Raw genomic sequence first — 16,570 nt, 5'->3', positions numbered from 1 at the left:
GGCGGTCCCCCTGGGGGGGGGCCGCCCGGGCCCCCCGGCGGGCGGGCCCCCCCCCCGCCGGCGCGGCCGGGGGGGGCGGCCGCCCCCCGGGGGGGCGGCGCCCGGCCGCGTTCGGCCCGGGATCCGGGCCAGCTCGGCCCAAGGCCGGCTCGGGTCAGGTCGAGCCAGGTCAGCTCAGCCAGGCGTCGACCTGGTTCGCCGCCTCCGGCGCCCAGGCGAGCTCCAGGTGGTTCAGGCCGATGAGCAGTCGGGTCCCGCCGACCGTCGCGATCCCGGTGGTGTCCAGCGCGCTCGCCGTGAAGACCAGGCCGTCGCTCGGCCCGCGGCCCTCGTTGAGCACGCCCGGGATGTCGGCGGACCCGCCCGCCAGCAGGTAGGTGCGCACCGAGGCCGGGACACCGGCCTGCCGCAGCGGGGCGATCAGCGAGCCCGCGTCGATCGCCGCCTGGATGCCCTGGCCGGAGGTGTAGAAGCCCTGGCCGCCGTAGTAGGTCGTCCACCAGTCCTGCGCGGTGGTGTCCAGCCCGTAGGTGCCGTCCCAGCGGGCGAGCAGTTGGCGCTGGCCCGGGAAGCAGTCGTGGCCGCCGCTCGGCAGCACTCCGAGGCAGGGCTGCGCGGTGTACGTGCCGTAGCAGGTCATGTAGAGGTGCGGGGACGGCGCGTTGGCGGTGCCGCCGCAGGCGGGCCAGGTCACCAGGTCGAAGTCCCAGCCGTGCGCGTACACGTAGTCGAGCCCGCCGTGCGGCCCGCCCAGCGTGACCAGTCGGCGCACGTCGCCCGCGTACGCCCTCCCCCAGGCGGGCTTCACCGAGGACACGTACGCCCGGGCGGCGACCTCACCCTTGCTCCAGGCCACCACGTCGACCTGGGGGACGCCGAGCCGGGCCCGGATCAGCGCGACGGCGTCGCCGACCGCCTGCGCCTGGAGCAGGTTGTCGCCGTGCTTGTGGGCGAAGCCGACCGCGAAGACGCGGTGGCCGGTGCCTGCCAGGTACTGGGCGAGCCCGGTCGACGGGCAGCTCGCGGCACCGCAGGCGCCGCTCTCCCCCGGGTTGGCCCAGGCCCGGTCGGCGTTGTCGTTGGCGCCGTGGACCAGCAGGACCGGCGTGGCCCGGCTGCCGGTGTCCCAGCCGGCGGCGGAGTAGAGCAGGAACCGGGCGGAGGAGGGCCGAGCGGTGCCGAAGTACGTCCGGCGGGCCCCGTCCTGGTCGCCGCGGCCGTCCGGGGGGAACTGCTCGGCGCCGAAGCCGGGGGTGGTGTCGAGGTAGCGCTCGACCTTGGCCCAGCCGTTGCCGGGGCCGGGGAAGGAGGCTTCCAGGGTGACGGGGGAAGGAGCCGCGGTCGCGGCCCGGGCCGTGCCCGCCTGCGCGGCGGCGGGCGAGCCGAGCAGGGCGGCGGCCAGGGTCAGGAGCACGGCGGCGAGCGCGGTGGGGACGCGTCTCGCCGGGCGGGGGCGGGTGGGGGTACGTCTCATGGCCGGACGGTAGGGCCGGCGCGCGGCCCTGCCCATGTGCCGGTCGCACATCCGGGCCGCCGCGCGATGGCGGACCGCACCGTGGCCACGACCTGACCGAGTGCGCCCGGTCGGATAAATTGGAACCCTGACATCTTCCGCCGTGCACAAGAGCGGCGAGCCCGACCGGACGGCTCGCCACGACCCGACCGAGACGAGGACCCGCCCCACCATGACCGCGCCCCTGCCCGCCTTCGCCGGCCGTACATACCTCTTCCGGGTCGACAACGGCGCGGCCTTCCGCAACACCTACTCGGCCGACGGCACGCGGCTGCGCTGGGAGGGCCTCGGGGAGTCCGCCGGCCAGTGGGAGGACGTGCGGCTGCACGTCGCCGAGGTCGCGCCGGAGGTCTACTTCGTCAGCTGGACGGAGCAGAGCGGGATCACCGTCAGCCATGTGATGGACCTCGGGAAGCTGACGGTGCGGGCCTTCTGGACCTTCGAGGGCGAGGGCGGCCGGGTCGGCCAGCTGCACACCGGGACGCTGGAGCGGGTGGCCTGAGCGGCGGTACGGGAGCCCGGACGCCGAAGCGGCCTGGCCGAAGGGGCCGAGCGGGCCGACCGGCCCCCTGGGGCTGCGGCTCCGACTGAGGGGAACCCGGTCGGCCCGGTGTCGGGTCGGACCGGGTGGTGGGTCACGCCGACTGGTCGGGGACCCTGAGGTGCTGCGACAGCCACTCCAGCGAGGAGGGCAGCAGGGCGCTCCAGGTCTCGAAGTTGTGGCCGCCGTTCTCCAGCATGCTGTACGAGACCTTCATCGGGCTCTGCACCGCGTCGACGAACGCCTCGGTCTCCTGCCGGTAGTTGCCGTCGCCCTTCTTGGTGCCGGCCAGCAGCACGGACACCTTCGGCTGCGGCAGGTTCTTCAGCCGCCACAGCAGGTTGGCCTCGTCGCGGCGCTGCCTGCTGCCGCCGAAGAGGTCGCCCGTGGTCGGGTCGTCGGCGGCGTCGTAGTAGGCGGACAGGGCGACGGCGGTCGGGAAGACGTCCGGGTGGCGCATGGCCAGCTTCAGGGCGCAGTAGCCGCCGGTCGAGTTGCCCATGAAGGCCCACGCCTGCGGGTCCGTGGAGACCCGGTAGCTGGCCTGGATCGCCGAGGGCACGTCCTTGGTGAAGTACGTGTCGGACTGCGGGCCGTTCGGGATGTCCTCGCACTCGGTGTCCTGCGGCAGCGCGGGCGAGGGGCGTACCAGGACCATGACGGTCGGCTGCATCCGCCCCTCCTGGAGGAGCTTGAGCGCGGCGCCCGGGTAGTTGAAGCGGGTGATCAGGTTCTCGGCGATTCCTGGGAATCCGGTGCTGACGATCACGGCCGGGAACTGCTTCCGGGCGTACTCCGGCTGGAAGTACTGCGGAGGCAGGTAGACGTAGCCCTCGGTGGAGAGCCGGCTGACCGCGCCGTCGATCCGGACCTTGCGGATCTCGCCGGACTGGGCGGGCTCACGGCCCATCGCGCCGCCGCCCTTGACCGCGGCCTGGCCCACCGTCTCCACCATCAGCCGGCCGGAGGCGTCCGCCTTGTTGTGGATGACCACCGGGCCGGTGTCGCCGGTGCCCAGCAGGTCGTCCCAACTGCTGTAGAAGGCGAAGTAGTTGTTCGCGACCAGGCCGAGTGCGGCGAGCACCGTGAGCTGGGTGGCCAGCAGTGCGCCGATCCGTCCGAGCACCGCCTGCCAGGTCTTCTTCGCGAGCCTGGGCCACAACCAGACCGTGCCGACCATCATCACGACCGCGACCAGTGCGGTCAGCGCCAGCACCTTGTGGCTCGTCAGACCCATGTCCCGCTTGCTCCCACGCCTCGAACTCCAGTCCCCTCCGCTGGGGACATCCGAGGAGGCCACCCCGGTTCCCCCGCCGGGGCGCGAGGACCCACCCTAGCCGCCGGCTGGGAGAAGGCTGACCGCGGCTGGGAGGTTACGGGGAGCGGGGCTGACAGTTGACAACATTCAGATAACAGATTTCGAAAGTTGTCAGCTGAAAGCTGTCAGCCGTCGGCTGTCGGTCGTCGGCCAGCAGCTGCCAGCTGTCAGCCGGCACCCGTCAGCCGCCGTCAGCCGTCCGGCCCCAGAGCCGCAGCCCCGCCGTGAGCTCGCGCATGCAGCGCGCCCCGAGGTCCTGCGGGGAGCCCGGGCCGGCGAGCGGTGCGTCGGAGGCGGCCCACTGCTCCAGGGCCACCCGGATCGCCGCCGTCGCGGCGGCGGCGGCCAGGCGGATCTCCAGCGCGTCGGTGCCCTCCTGGCAGCGCTTCGCGAGAGCCGCCCGCAGCCGCTCCTCCGAGTCCGCGTGGACGCGCTGCCAGGTGACACCCAGCCTCGGATCGCGCAGCAGGCCACGCGCCCACTGCATCATCTCGGCCCGCGCCTCGTCGGCCGGCGTCAGCGACGCGACCGCCGCGCGCTCCAACGCCTCGCGCAGCGGCAGGTCGGCGGGGCTCGCCACGAACAGTTCCACCCACTCCTGCCCACCCGCCGCGAGCAGCGGGGCGACGGCGTCCTCCTTGACGGAGAAGTAGCGGTAGAAGGTGCGCAGCGAGATGCCCGCGGCGAGGGCGATCTCCTCGGCCGTGGTCGCTTCGGCTCCCCGCTCGGCGAAGAGCGCGGCGGCGGCGCGGGCGATCTCCAGCCGGGTGGCCTCACGGCGGCGCTGGGTCAGGGTCGGGCGTCCGGTCACGGGGCCAGCCTACGCGGACGTATGCCACCCCGGCACGTCATGACGGAATGGCGCAATGAGACTTTTTGGCACAACGTGCCATGCAGGCGTACCGTGCCTAGGAGAACGAGAGAACGCGATTGAACGGAGTACCCCCATGGAGCGCTTCAGCGGACGGAACGTCCTGGTCACCGGCGGCGGCTCGGGCATCGGCCAGGCCACCGTGCACCGGATCCTCGCCGAGGGCGGGAAGGTCGTCGCCGTCGACGTCAACGAGGACGGCCTGAAGAAGACCCTGGACCGCGCCGCCGCCGACGGCACTGCGGACCGCCTGACCGTCCTGGTGCTGGACATCGCGGACGAGAAGGCCGTCGTCGCAGGCGTCGCCGAGGCGATCGCCGCCCTGGGCGGCCTGGACGTGCTGGTCAACGCGGCCGGCATCCTCCGGTCCTCGCACACCCACGAGACCAGCCTGGAGTTCTGGAACAAGCTCCTCGCGGTGAACCTGACCGGCACCTTCCTGATGACCCGCGAGGCGCTTCCCGCGCTGCTCGCGGGCGGCAAGGGCGTGGTGGTCAACTTCAGCTCCACCTCCGCGAGCTTCGCCCACCCCTACATGGCGGCGTACGCCGCGACCAAGGGCGGCATCCAGTCCTTCACCCACGCCATCGCCTCGGAGTACTCGAAGCAGGGCCTGCGCGCGGTCTGCGTCGCGCCGGGCAGCATCGACAGCGGCATGACCCACAACCCGGGCCTGCCCGCCGACGCCGACCTCAGCCTGCTGGCCAAGCTCTCCCCCGCCCTGGGCCAGGGCTTCGCCGGCCCGGAGACGGTGGCCGGCGTGATCGCCATGCTCGCCTCCGACGACGGCGCCTTCGTCACCGGCACCGAGCTGCGCATCGACGGCGGCACCCACATGTGACCCGTCGGTCGCCCCGTCGGCCCCGGTCCGGGCTCCACCCGGTCCCGGTCCGGCCGCCGGCGGGGCCCGTGCCGTCCCCCGTACGGCACGGGCCCCGCCGGCGCGCGTTCCCGGCGCGCGTTCCCGGCGTCTGCTCCCGCCGTGTGTGCCTGCGCCGCTCCCGGCTCGGCCGTGATGGGCGCAGTGCGGGCGGTGCCCGCACCGGGGCGGCGACCGGGCGCCGGATGTCACCGCAGGGGCTTCGCCAGCAGGAGCTCCCGGCCGGCCCCGTCCGCGAGCGGCCCACCGGGCTCCGCGAGCGGGGCGAAGCCGTGGCGGCGGTAGAGGGCGAGCGCCGCGGCGTTGCCGGGGAGCACGGCGAGCCGCAGCGTGCGGCCGCCGGTGGCCCGGGCCCAGCGCTCGACCTCCTCGACGAGCCGGTCCGCGACACCCTGCCCGCGCGCCTGCGGGGCGACCCAGAGCGAGCGCAGCTCCCGCACGCCGTCCGGCGCCCCGGGCAGCCCGCCGACCAGCCCGACCGGCTCCCCACCCAGCAGGGCCACGACGTGGTGGGCGCCCGGGAGGCCGAGCCGCGCACGCCAGCGGTCCTCACCACCCCGGTGCCAGTCGGCGAGTCCGGTCCTGAAGGACTCCGGCGCGTCGGTCAGCGCGGCGAGGCGGAGCTCGCGCCAGAGCGGCCAGTCGGCGGTCGTGAGGGTTCGGAGCGTCAGCGTCACCATGTCCGGCACCGTAGCGTCGCCGCCGGCCCGGCCGGCCGGCCGCTACGGCGTACGCCAGTCCGCGGCGAGGGCGGCGGCCGGGTTGGCGGTGAGGAGCAGCGCGGGCAGTTCGGGCCCGTGGCTGCGGGCGAGGCGCGGGGCGAGCCGGGTGAGCAGCCGGGCCGGGCCGCCGGCCGCCCGGGCCGTCCGGGTCGTGGTGTCGGCGCCGAGCAGCAGCTGGGCGGCGTGCCCGGCCTCGACCAGGTCCGCGATCACCTCGAAGGCCTGGTGGTCGCCGGGGTGGCCCGCCCGGGAGGGGCTGTCCAGGGCGAGGTACACGCCTTCCCCGGCCAGGGAGCGGTGCAGCGCGCGGTCGGGCAGCCGGGTGAGGTGGCCGAGGATGACCCGGTCGGGTGGGACACCGTGCCGGTGGCACAGCCGGTCCACGACCGCGAGCGGATTCCCGTCGGCCTCCAGGTGGACGGCGATCGGGGCGCCGGTGGCGTGGTGGGCCTCGGCGGCCGCGGCCATCGTCCACCGGGTGTGCCGGCTCTCGGGCCCCGGATCGGCCGCGACCTTGATCAGACCGGCCCTGGTCCCCTCCGGCGCACCGGGCAGACCGGTGGTGAGTTCGGCGACGAAACGTTCCGCGAGGTCCCCGTACGGGCGGGGGGCCTCGGCCACTTCCGTGGCGCCCGGTTCGGGGTCGGGGGCCGACGCGGCGCCAGGGACGGATGCGGGACCGGGGGCCGATGCGGAGCCAGGGACGGATGCGGGGAAGCAGCTTGGCGGGTAGTGCACCGCCTGGTGCGCGCCGGTGGCCGCGACGATCCGCACGCCGGTGCTACGGGAGAGCGCGGCGAGCGAGTCCGCACCCCGCCCCAGGCCGATCGGGGTCCACTGGACCAGCGTGCGGCCACCGGCGGCGGCGAAGGCGCGCAGGACGTCCTCGGCGGCGGCCGGGTCGTCCAGCTCCTGGCCGGGGAGCAGCGGGCTGCGGATGAACAGGTGGTCGTGGGCGTCGGTCACACCGAGGTCGGCGGGGTCCAGGTCGCCGAGCACGGTGCGGACGGTACGGACGGCGCGGCTCATGCCTCGGCTCCTCCGCCCCCGGACGTGGCGGTGGCCGCGGAGGTGCCGGTGGCCGCGGACGTGCCGGCCTCGTGCTCGGTGAAGGTGGCGGTGGCGACGCGCAGGCCCGCCAGCACCTTGGGGAGGCCGACGTACGGCGCCAGGTGGACCATCACCTCGGTGATCTCCGCCTCCGTCAGGCCGATCCGCCGGCTGTAGCGGACGTGGTCGGCGAGCTGCGGCTCGACGCCGCCGAGGGCGGTGAGGGCGGCCAGGTTGGCGATCTGGCGGTCGCGCAGGGCAAGGCCGGGGCGCTGATAGGTGCCGCCGAACAGACCGGTGACGATCCAGTCGGGGAGACCGGGAGCGACGGCCTCCAGGCCGTCGAGGGCGGCGGCCGCGCCCGGACCGCCGAGGGTGGCGAGCAGGGCGAGACCGGCCGCGCGGTCGAACGGGGCGGGGGTGAGGCCGGTGCCGGCGGGAGCAGTCGTGGGGGTCATCGGAGCGGTGGGTCCTCTCACCAGTGGCGGCCGGCCGGCAGCCGGTCGAGTTCGGGGCGGGACAGGTGCAGCACCTGGTACCGGACGCCGGGCGCGTCCTCGGGGGCCGGGCCGTGCCAGAGGGCGAAGCGCAGCAGTTCCCAGCGGCTCGGGTCGACGGCCACGGCGGCGGTGTGCAGGGCCGGGCGCACGGGCAGTTCGGCGAGCGCCCGCTCGACGGCCTCGGCCGGGTCGACGGCTTCCGGTAGCCGTACGGTCTCGCGGGTGGCGGTGGTGGGCGGCCCGGCCGTCGCACGACCGACCGTCGCACGACCGGCCGGCGCGCCGCCCGCCGTCGGCGCCGCGCCGTGGGACAGGCCCGCGCCCAGCCAGTGCCGGACGGTCGGGCGGCCGAAGTCGGCGCTCAGGCCCCGGAAGCCCGGCCCCCAGAGGAAGCCGTTCATGCCCTCGGCGGTGCGCCAGAGGTAGAACGGCGCGTACTGGTTGACGGGCGAGCCCTGCTGCCCGCGCTCGCGGACCAGGTAGGCCTTGAGGCCGAGTCCGGGGTGGGTGTCGAGCAGGTGGCCCTTGTCGGCGACCCGCTTGCGGATGATGCCCATGTCGTAGTCGGCGGGGAGGGTGATCTCGTACTGCATGGCGTGCACGGCGGGGCTCCTCGGGTTCGGCGGCCTCGGCGGACTCGTCGGCTTCAGCGGTTCCAGCGGGCCTGCGGGCGGGGGTCAGGGGCCGGCCCCCGCCGGTCAGGCCGTGCGGTGTGCCGCGAGCAGGCCGAGGGCGCCGCGGACGGCCCGGTCGAACGGCTCGGCGTCGGCGGCGGCGCGGGCCAGGACGTAGCCGCCCTGGACGACGGCCACCACGGCCGCGGCGGTGTCCGCCGGATCGAGGCCGGCGGCGAACTCGCCGGCCGCCTGGCCTTCGGCGACCAGCCCGGCGATCCGGCCGCGCAGCCAGTCGAAGGTCTCCTCGACGGGCGCGCGCAGGTGCGGGTCGGCGACCACGTCCGGGTCCTGGGCCATCCGGCCGATCCGGCAGCCGCGCAGGACGTCCCGGTCCCGGCGCAGGTAGGCGGCGATCCGCTCGTAGGCGGTGCCGGGGGCGGCAAAGTCGGCCTCGGCGACGCCCCGCAGTTGCTCGGCACTGCGGCGCAGGGCGGCGGCCGCGAGGTCGGGCTTGCCGGTGAAGTGGTGGTACATGCTGCCCTGGCCGACCCCGGAGCGCTGCTGGATGGCCTTGGGGCTGGTGCCGACGTAGCCGCGCTCCCAGAGGAGGGCCTGGGTGCTCTCGATGAGGCGGTCCTGGGTGCTCATGCGGATCACTGTACATACCAGTAGGTACAGACGGCCAGGGGATCCGCCCGTCTCCTCGGCCACCGGTCGGCAGCCGCCCGCCGTCGGGCGACACGGCCGAGGGCCGTGCGCCGCCCCCCGGCGGCCACGGCCCCTCGACCGTTCGTCATCCCCCGGGCCGCCGAACAGCATTCCGGCGCACCTGGTGGCGCACGTCACGTCACGGACGGTGGTCGGTGTGACGCGCCGTAGGGGTGCACGGCGCATTGCGCGGGCGGACGGCGGGCCCGCGCGTGCAGGACAGCGCGCGGGCCCGGTGACGCACCGGCCCGGACAGCAGGGGCAGCGCGGAAGGCACACGCAGCGCGGGAGGAACAGGCAGCGCGGAAGGCAGGGGCAGCACGAGAGGCAGGGCAGCGCGGGCTATGGCAGTGCGCGGCGGACTTCCGGGGCCACCTCGCTCGCGAACAGCTCCAGTTGCTCCCGCTGGGCGTCCTCGGTGAGCGCGTCCACCCCGATGCCGACCACCTCGTTGCCGAAGGCCTCGTGGTAGCGGTGGATCTTCTCGATCACCTGCTGCGGACTGCCGACCAGGGCCGATCCCCGCTCCAGCGCGTCCTCCAACGAGGTGAACGGCGAGTTGTTGTGCCGGCCCGCCGCCGACTCGAACAGCGCGTTCCAGTACGGCCGGAAGCCCTCGACCGCGTCCTGCGAGCGCCTGGCGACGTACAGCCCGCCGAAGCTCGCACCCACCCTGGCCCGCTCCGGGTCGTGCCCGTAGTACTCCCAGCGCTCGCGGTAGTGCTCGACCAGAGCCCGGTACTTCTCCAGCGGATGGAAGGAGTTGGCGGAGAAGAGCGGGTCGCCGTGGCGGGCCGCGAGGTCGGTGGACCGGGTGCTGGTCGCGCTGCCGTGCCACACCGGGATCGGGTCCTGGAGCGGACGCGGCGAGACGGTCGCGTCCGTGAGCGGCGGTCGGGTCGAGCCCTCCCAGGTCACCTTCTCCTCGCGCCAGAGCCTGCGCAGTAGGCCGTAGTTCTCGGCGAGGGCCTCCCACTGGCGCTCCTCGGGGAGGCCGAACAGCCCGAAGTGGCGCGGGTCGTTGCCCTTGCCGACGATCAACTCCAGCCGACCTCCCGAGAGTTGGTCGAGCATCGCGTAGTCCTCGGCGACCCGGACCGGGTCGAGGATGCTGAGCACCGTCACCGTGGTGAACAGCCGGATGGTCGAGGTGCGGGCGGCGATCGCGCTGAGCAGCACGGGCGGTGCCGGGGAGAGGAACGGCTCGCCGTGCCGCTCCCCCACCCCGTAGCCGTCGTAGCCGAGCCGCTCGGCGAGGACCGCCTGGTCGATGACGCTCTGGAGCTTCTGCTGCGCGGTGCGCCGGACACCGGTGACCGGGTCGGGGGCGTTCGCGACGAGGGACGAGACGGTGAACCGCACGGCGGTCTCCTTGGACGCTCGGAGGTGCTCGAAAGTGCTCGGAAGGGCCTCGAAGGGCCCTGAAGGGCTCGGGGATGCACGGGGGGTGGGCCGGGGGCGATCCGGGGCCGGCCCCGGGGACCGGCACGGAACTCCGGGCGCGGGCAGCCGGGGTGATCCGGCGCTACCCTCCCGCTGCCCTCCCACGGGCGGACGCGCGGCGCTCGGGCGGCCGGAGGGCCGGGGCACGAGGGTGGCGTCAGCGGACGGTACTGCGGCGGCGGCGACAACAACAGCGGGCTGCGGCGGCGGTCACGGTCCGGACTGCCATCTCGCCTCCCTCTCGCTCCGCACGCACACGATTCCCCGCGAGCATAGGCACCGACCGGAAAGGGGGCAAGGGCTTGATCCGCCGGGCGAGGCTGGCAGGATGTCCGGCATGAGCTACCTCGCCGCAGATGACCGCTATGACTCGATGACCTACCGGACGGCCGGGCACAGCGGCGTCCGGCTGCCCGCCGTCTCGCTCGGGCTCTGGCACAACTTCGGTGACGCCCAGCCGCTGGAGGTGCAGCGGGCGGTGCTGCGCCGCGCCTTCGACCGGGGCGTGACCCACTTCGACCTGGCGAACAACTACGGGCCGCCGTACGGCAGCGCCGAGCGCAACTTCGGCTACCTGTTCGCCCAGGACTTCCGGCCGTACCGGGACGAGCTGTTCATCGCCACCAAGGCCGGCTGGGACATGTGGCCCGGCCCGTACGGCAACGGCGGCAGCCGCAAGTACCTGCTGGCCAGCCTCGACCAGTCGCTGGAGCGGATGGGGCTGGACTACGTCGACGTCTTCTACTCGCACCGGTACGACCCGGACACCCCGATCGAGGAGACGATGGGGGCGCTCGACAGCGCGGTGCGCGCGGGCAAGGCGCTGTACGCCGCGATCTCCAACTACCCGGCGGAGCAGCACCGGGAGGCGGTGGCGATCCTGCGCGAGCTGGGGACGCCGGTGCTGATGAACCAGTCGGCGTACTCGATCCTCAACCGGACGGTGGAGGACGGCGGCGTGCTGGACGCGGTGGGTGACACCCGGACCAGCCTGATCGCGTACTCGCCGCTGGCGCAGGGGCTGCTGACCGACCGCTACCTGGCCGGGGAGGTGCCGGTGGGCTCGCGGATGTCGGTCGGGAAGTTCCTCACCGAGGAGGCGCTGACCGGGCCGAAGCTGGAGCGGCTGCGGGCGCTGGCGAAGGTCGCCGAGGGGCGCGGGCAGACGCTGGCCCAGCTGGCGCTGTGCTGGGTGCTGCGGGACCCGCGGGTGGTCTCGGTGATCATCGGGGCGAGCAGCGTGGCCCAGCTGGACCAGAACCTCGACGCCCTGGCGGGCGGTCCGCTGACGGCGGAGGAGCTGGCGGAGATCGACCGGCTGAGCCGCTGAAGAGGCGACGGTCGGTGGTCGGCGGATGACGGGTGACAGGTAACCGCTGACAGATGACAGCTGACAGATTTCGAAATCTGTCAGCTGCCAGCTGTCATTTGTTTGCGGGCCTGGGGGTCCGCGGGCCCCGGTCCGCCGGCTCGGCCGTCAGCTCGACGGCCGCTTGATACCCAGGGCGGGCAGAACCGTTTCTGCAATCCGGTGGGCCTCCTCCAGCAGCGGGTTGCCCGAGAGGATGAAGGTGTCGACGCCCAGCGCCTCGAACTCCTGGAGGCGCTCGATCACCTGGGCCGTCGAGCCGACCACCGCCGTGCCCGGGCCGGGACGGAACAGGCTCATCCCCGGCCAGAGGTTGGGGTAGGCCTCCAGCTCGCGGGCCCGCGCCGGCACCCTGCCGCCGTGCTGGCGGAACTGCCGCTGCCAGCCGACCCCGTCCTCCCCCTTCGCCCCGCCCAGCTGGCGGGCGTAGGTGGCCTCGCTGGTGACGTCCAGCAGCCGGTCGGCGGCCGCCCAGGCCTCGTCCTCGGTGTCGCGGACGATCAGGTGCAGCCGCAGCCCGATCCGCAGGGTCCGACCGTGGGCCGCGGCGCGCTCGCGGACCAGGTCCAGCTTCTCCTTGAGCAGCTGCGGCGGCTCGCCCCAGGTCAGGTAGACGTCCACGTGCTGGGCGGCCATCTCGATGCCGGCCGCCGAACTGCCGCCGAACCACAGCGGAATGCCGCCGGGCTGCACCGGGGGCAGCTCGCGCAGGCCCGCCCCCGCGTTCGCCAGTTCGTAGAACTCGCCCTTGTGGTCGAAGACTTCGCCTGCGGTCAGGCGCTTGACGATCGACCAGTACTCGCCGCTGAGCCGGTAGCGGTCGTCGTGCTCGACGTCCAGGCCGTACTCGCGCAGCTGGGCGGTCGAACCGTTCACCACGTTGAAGCGCAGCCGCCCGCCGTGCAGGTGGTCGAAGCTCAGCGCCATCTTGGCCAGCAGGGTCGGCGAGACCAGCCCCGGGTGGACGGCCAGCAGCGGCTTGAAGGCCGGGGTGGTGGCGGCCGCGAGCGCGCTGCCGAGCGTCCAGACGTCGTACAGGTCGGTCGCGAGCAGGGCGCCGGTGTAGCCCAGGCGCTCGACGCTGCCCGCGAGTTGCTGGAGGTAGCGGAGGTCCACCGGGCGGCGGCCGGCCGGCTCCCAGGGGTAGTGGCCCTCGCGCGGGATGATGTACCAGAGGACTTCGGAGGCCACGGGTCAGACCGCCTTCGCGAGCGCGGCGGCCACCGGGGCCTCCAGCGCGGGGAGGTGGGCGTCGGCGACGGTCAGCGCCCGGTCGATGAAGCCCACGCCGTGGAAGATGTCCGCCGCCTCCTGCTGCTCGGCCACGAACCCGGCCGTGGCGGGCTCCAGCCGCCAGGGCAGCGCGGCCAGCGCGGACTGCCAGTCGGCGGCCGTGCCGCCCAGCTCCTCGGCGGCGATCGCGGCGGCCTCCGCCGGGTTGGCGGCCGCCCAGGCGTCCGCCCGGCGCAGTGCGGTCACGATCGCGGCGACGACCTCGGGGCGCTCGGCCGCGAAGTCCCTCCGGGTGAAGAAGACCGAGCGGTCGGTGATCACGTCACCCGTGCGGACCAGCTCGCGGAACTCACCGGTGCGCCGGGCGGCGGCGAGTTCGGCGCCCTGGGCGATCCAGCCGGCGATCTCGCCCTCGCGCAGCCGCCGGGCCTGGTCCTCCCCGGCTGCCGGCCGCGCCGGGGTCACGTCGTCACCGTACGAAAGCCCCTGGGCGTGCAGGGCCTTGGCCAGCAGGTGGGTCTGCCAGGAGCCCACGGAGAGGACGACGGTGGTCCCCTTGAGGTCCCCGACCGTCCGCACCGGGCCGGAGTCCAGGACCAGCAGGGCGCCGTGGTCCGGGCGGGGGGCCGAGACCGCCGCGTAGACCAGGTCGTGGCCGGCCGCCTGGGCGGTGATCGGCGGCGTGGAGCCGGTGCCACCGAAGTCGATGACCCGGTCGGCGAGCAGCGTGCCGGTGCGGGTGCCGTCCGTGTAGTGATGGAAGGCGCCGGTCTCACCGAGCGGCGCCAGCTCCTCGTCCAGGTACGGGAGTCGGGCGAGGTAGTAGAGCGAGGGGTTGCTGGCGTGGACGCCGAGGGTCACGGTCATCTGGTCAACTCCGGTGGTACGGGGCTTGGTCGGTCGGGGTCGCGGGTGGGGCGGGCGGGCTGGCGGGCGAGGGCCGCCGGGGGCCCGGGCAGTCGGGAGCGGGGGGGGGACGGAGGCAGGGGGCGGCCGGGTACTCGGTCGTGGCCGCGGAGCGCCGTCGCCGTCAGTGGACGCCGAGGTCGGCGAGCAGTCGGCGCCGCAGCTCGGCGAAGGCCGGGTCGGCCGGGTCGCGCGGGCTCTCGACGGTGACGGCCTCGTCGCGGGCGAGCAGCCCCTCGCGCAGCACCACGACCCGGTCGGCGAGCCGGACGGCCTCGTCCACGTCGTGGGTGACGAGCAGCACCGCCGGGCGGTGGCGGCGCACCAGGGCCCCCACGAGGTCCTGCATGCGCAGGCGGGTGAGCGCGTCGAGGGCGGCGAACGGCTCGTCCAGCAGGAGGAGTTGCGGCTCCCGGACGAGCGCCCGGGCGAGCGCGACGCGCTGCGCCTCACCGCCCGACAGGGTGGCCGGCCAGGCCTGCGCGTGCCGCTCCAGGCCGACCTCGGCGAGCGCCTTCAGCCCGGTCTCCCGGGTCGCGGCGCCGCGCGGGAGGCCGACCGTGACATTGGCCAGCACCCGCTTGGACGGCACCAACCGCGGCTCCTGGAAGACCACGGTGCGGACCGGCGGGACGAGCACGGTGCCCTCGTCCGCCTGGTCGAGCGCCCCGAGGATGCGCAGCAGCGTGGTCTTGCCGGTCCCGCTGGCGCCCAGCAGGGCGACGAACTCCCCGCGGGCGATGGAGAGGTCGACCCCGTCCAGGACCGCCCGGGTGCCGAACACCCGGCGCAGGCCGCGCAGGTGGACGGCCGGGGCCGTGCCCGGCTGCGCCCCGGGAGGCGCGGACGGGGCGGGAGAAGGCGTCGCCGTGGTGGGTGTGGCGGTCATCGGGCGGCTCCCTGGACGGCCTGGCGCCACGGCATCAGCACGCGCTCCAGGACCCGGACGATGCCGTCGGCGGCGAGGCCGAGCACCCCGTAGATCAGGATGCAGACGGCGAGCACGTCGGTGCGCGAGTAGTTCTGCGCCTGGGCCATCAAGTACCCGATGCCCTCCGTGGAGTTGATCTCCTCGGCGGCGATCAGCGCGATCACGCTCAGCGTCATCGACAGGCGCAGCCCGGAGAGCAGCGAGGGCAGCGCGCCGGGCAGCACGACCGTGCGCACGATCGCCCAGCGGCCGAGGCCGAAGCTGCGCATCGCCTCGACCAGCTTGCGGTCGGTGCTGCGGACCCCGCCCGAGGCGGACACGTACATCGGGAAGCTGGTGGCGACGCCGATCAGGGCCACCTTGGCGGTCTCGGTGATGCCGAACCACACCATGAACAGCGGGACGAGGGCGAGGAACGGGACGGTCCGCAGGATCTGGATCGCGGAGTCGAGCAGCTCCTCGCCGAGGCGGGTGAACCCGGTGACCACGCCGAGCACCAGTCCGGTGGTCGCGCCGAAGAACAGGCCGAGTCCGGCCCTGGTGAGGGAGACGGACAGGGCGTCGGCCAGCTGGCCGTTGCCCCACAACTCCCCCACCGCCTGGGCCACCTGGGCGGGTGAGGCGAGCACGTCCTGGGTCAGCGCGCCGGTGGCGGAGGCGACGGCCCAGCCGCCGAGCAGGGCGAGCGGACCGATGGTGCGCAGGGTCGCGGTGAGCGCCCGCGGGCGGGGCCGGTGCCGGCGGCTCCGCGGGGCGACCAGGCCGGCGTCGAGGGCGGCCCGGGTGTCGTCGTCCGGGGTGAACGCCTCGGTCACGGTGGTCACTTGGCACCGTCCGCGAGCTTGTCGACGTCGATCAGGTACGGCTTGACGTCCACCAGCTGCTTGGTGACCTTCTGGTCGGCGAAGAACTGGGCGACCGTTCCGAAGCGGGCGATGTCGGCGTCGGTGATGGGGCCGGCCGGAGTCCCCTGCCTGCTGACGTTCACCGCGACGTCCTTCTCGGCGGGGGTGACGGCGGTCGGTCCGGCGTCGGTGAACACGTTGAGGTAGGCGGCCGGGTCGGCCTTCTCCTTCTCTCCGTTCTCGCGCAGGTAGGCGTAGAACGCGGCGACCACCTCGGGGTGCTTGTCGGCGAAGCCGTTGCGCACCGCCCAGACGGCGTAGTTGTCCGAGCCGACCTCCTGTCCGTTGACCAGGAAGCGCGCACCGGCGTTGGCGACGGCGGGGGTGGAGAAGGTGTTCCAGGTCGCCCAGGCGTCCACCTGGCCGGAGTTGAACACCCCGGAGGTCTGGTCGGCGCGCAGGTAGACCCGCTCCACCTTGTCGGCCGGTACGCCGTTCTTCGCCAGCGCCTTGAGCAGCAGGTACTCGCTGGTGCCGCCCTGGGAGACGGCGACCTTCCGGCCGACCAGGTCCTGGACGGACTTGACCGGCGAGTCGTTCTTCACCAGGATCCCCTCGCCGACGCCGTCGGGCGCGGTCTGGGCGAACAGCTTGAAGCCGGGCTTCTGGGCGAGTGCGGCGACGGCGGAGGTGATCGAGCCCTGGGCGACGTCCAGTTGGTCGGCGGACAGGGCCTGGGCGGCGGGCGCGAACGGGCCGGCGCTGCCGGTCCAGGCGGCCTTGGCGTGGACGGCCGCCAGGGCGCGGTCCAGCGAGCCGTCCTTCTTGCCGCGGGCGAGGAAGCCGTTGTTGCCCGGGTCGGGCAGGCGGAGCACCACCTCGGCCTTGCCGCCGCTCCCGTTCCCGCTGCCGGCGGAGGCCTTGGCGCCGTCGGCGGACGAGCCGCAGGCGGTCAGGGCCGTGGAGGCGAGCAGCGCGGTGGCGGCGAGGGCGAGCAGGGGGAGGCGCGGGTGGAGGCGCGGGCTGCGGAGCGGGCGGCGGGGGGTCTTCACGGGGGTCTCCATGTGAGTGGCGGCTGACAGCGGACAGCTGACAACTTTCGAAATCTGTTTGCTGAACGCTG

Annotated in this window: 17 protein-coding genes; 3 read left to right on the top strand and 14 right to left on the bottom strand. The window is 74.4% G+C overall.

Annotated elements, in window-relative coordinates:
• Window positions 1-169: 169 nt before the first annotated feature.
• A complete protein-coding gene (locus tag ACH5AR_RS01725) occupies window positions 170-1,474 on the bottom strand; it encodes an esterase/lipase family protein (protein WP_396299351.1) in 1,305 nt (434 codons plus the stop codon).
• Window positions 1,475-1,685: 211 nt separating this feature from the next.
• Between ACH5AR_RS01725 and ACH5AR_RS01720 the strand changes: the two genes are divergently transcribed.
• Window positions 1,686-2,015 carry a MoaF-related domain-containing protein gene (locus tag ACH5AR_RS01720; RefSeq protein ID WP_396299350.1) on the top strand — a complete coding sequence of 110 codons (330 nt, stop codon included), beginning with the start codon at window positions 1,686-1,688 and terminating at the stop codon, window positions 2,013-2,015.
• Between the two features lie 133 nt (window positions 2,016-2,148).
• Here the strand turns inward: ACH5AR_RS01720 and ACH5AR_RS01715 are convergent, their stop codons facing one another.
• Together ACH5AR_RS01715 and ACH5AR_RS01710 are read right to left on the bottom strand one after the other, a co-directional pair.
• A complete protein-coding gene (locus ACH5AR_RS01715) occupies window positions 2,149-3,291 on the bottom strand; it encodes an alpha/beta hydrolase (protein WP_396299349.1) in 1,143 nt (380 codons plus the stop codon).
• Between the two features lie 262 nt (window positions 3,292-3,553).
• On the bottom strand, window positions 3,554-4,183 hold the full coding sequence (locus ACH5AR_RS01710; RefSeq protein ID WP_396299348.1) for a TetR family transcriptional regulator: 630 nt from the start codon (window positions 4,181-4,183) through the stop codon (window positions 3,554-3,556).
• A gap of 136 nt (window positions 4,184-4,319) precedes the next feature.
• On the opposite strand from ACH5AR_RS01710, the gene ACH5AR_RS01705 reads away from it, so the two are divergent.
• The gene (locus tag ACH5AR_RS01705; protein WP_396299347.1) at window positions 4,320-5,084 is read left to right on the top strand and encodes an SDR family NAD(P)-dependent oxidoreductase; all 765 of its coding nucleotides are present in this window, start codon (window positions 4,320-4,322) and stop codon (window positions 5,082-5,084) included.
• Window positions 5,085-5,311: 227 nt separating this feature from the next.
• Here ACH5AR_RS01705 and ACH5AR_RS01700 read toward each other — a convergent pair whose 3' ends face one another.
• From ACH5AR_RS01700 to ACH5AR_RS01675, 6 genes are all read right to left on the bottom strand, one after another.
• Entirely contained in the window at window positions 5,312-5,803 is a 492-nt protein-coding gene (locus ACH5AR_RS01700) for a GNAT family N-acetyltransferase (protein WP_396299346.1), read from the bottom strand.
• 42 nt (window positions 5,804-5,845) lie between these two features.
• The gene (locus ACH5AR_RS01695; protein WP_396299345.1) at window positions 5,846-6,874 is read right to left on the bottom strand and encodes a phosphotriesterase; all 1,029 of its coding nucleotides are present in this window, start codon (window positions 6,872-6,874) and stop codon (window positions 5,846-5,848) included.
• Window positions 6,871-7,353 carry a carboxymuconolactone decarboxylase family protein gene (locus tag ACH5AR_RS01690; protein WP_396299344.1) on the bottom strand — a complete coding sequence of 161 codons (483 nt, stop codon included), beginning with the start codon at window positions 7,351-7,353 and terminating at the stop codon, window positions 6,871-6,873. The genes ACH5AR_RS01695 and ACH5AR_RS01690 overlap by 4 nt, the downstream gene beginning before the upstream one ends.
• A 17-nt stretch (window positions 7,354-7,370) precedes the next feature.
• Window positions 7,371-7,997 carry a DUF4865 family protein gene (locus ACH5AR_RS01685; protein WP_396299343.1) on the bottom strand — a complete coding sequence of 209 codons (627 nt, stop codon included), beginning with the start codon at window positions 7,995-7,997 and terminating at the stop codon, window positions 7,371-7,373.
• A 96-nt stretch (window positions 7,998-8,093) separates the two neighbouring features.
• Window positions 8,094-8,660 carry a TetR/AcrR family transcriptional regulator gene (locus tag ACH5AR_RS01680; protein WP_396299342.1) on the bottom strand — a complete coding sequence of 189 codons (567 nt, stop codon included), beginning with the start codon at window positions 8,658-8,660 and terminating at the stop codon, window positions 8,094-8,096.
• Between the two features lie 402 nt (window positions 8,661-9,062).
• Window positions 9,063-10,082 (bottom strand): LLM class flavin-dependent oxidoreductase, encoded by a 1,020-nt coding sequence (locus tag ACH5AR_RS01675; RefSeq protein ID WP_396299341.1) that lies wholly within the window; start codon window positions 10,080-10,082, stop codon window positions 9,063-9,065.
• 418 nt (window positions 10,083-10,500) lie between these two features.
• On the opposite strand from ACH5AR_RS01675, the gene ACH5AR_RS01670 reads away from it, so the two are divergent.
• Entirely contained in the window at window positions 10,501-11,493 is a 993-nt protein-coding gene (locus ACH5AR_RS01670) for an aldo/keto reductase (protein ID WP_396299340.1), read from the top strand.
• Window positions 11,494-11,640: 147 nt separating this feature from the next.
• Here the strand turns inward: ACH5AR_RS01670 and ACH5AR_RS01665 are convergent, their stop codons facing one another.
• The 5 genes from ACH5AR_RS01665 to ACH5AR_RS01645 all read right to left on the bottom strand — a co-directional run bounded on the left by ACH5AR_RS01665 (window position 11,641) and on the right by ACH5AR_RS01645 (window position 16,499).
• A complete protein-coding gene (locus ACH5AR_RS01665; protein ID WP_396299339.1) occupies window positions 11,641-12,723 on the bottom strand; it encodes an LLM class flavin-dependent oxidoreductase in 1,083 nt (360 codons plus the stop codon).
• A gap of 3 nt (window positions 12,724-12,726) precedes the next feature.
• A complete protein-coding gene (locus tag ACH5AR_RS01660; protein WP_396299338.1) occupies window positions 12,727-13,632 on the bottom strand; it encodes an ABC transporter substrate-binding protein in 906 nt (301 codons plus the stop codon).
• Between the two features lie 163 nt (window positions 13,633-13,795).
• Window positions 13,796-14,560 (bottom strand): ABC transporter ATP-binding protein, encoded by a 765-nt coding sequence (locus ACH5AR_RS01655; RefSeq protein ID WP_396299337.1) that lies wholly within the window; start codon window positions 14,558-14,560, stop codon window positions 13,796-13,798.
• Window positions 14,557-15,417: an ABC transporter permease gene (locus ACH5AR_RS01650; protein WP_396299533.1), complete on the bottom strand. Its 861-nt coding sequence runs from the start codon at window positions 15,415-15,417 to the stop codon at window positions 14,557-14,559. The genes ACH5AR_RS01655 and ACH5AR_RS01650 overlap by 4 nt, the downstream gene beginning before the upstream one ends.
• A 5-nt stretch (window positions 15,418-15,422) precedes the next feature.
• Window positions 15,423-16,499 carry an ABC transporter substrate-binding protein gene (locus ACH5AR_RS01645; protein WP_396299336.1) on the bottom strand — a complete coding sequence of 359 codons (1,077 nt, stop codon included), beginning with the start codon at window positions 16,497-16,499 and terminating at the stop codon, window positions 15,423-15,425.
• Window positions 16,500-16,570: the final 71 nt, after the last annotated feature.

The sequence above is a fragment of the Kitasatospora sp. NPDC018619 genome, assembly GCF_044391605.1.
In the GTDB taxonomy this organism is placed as follows: domain Bacteria; phylum Actinomycetota; class Actinomycetes; order Streptomycetales; family Streptomycetaceae; genus Kitasatospora.
This window is presented reverse-complemented; position numbering and strand designations above follow the sequence as displayed.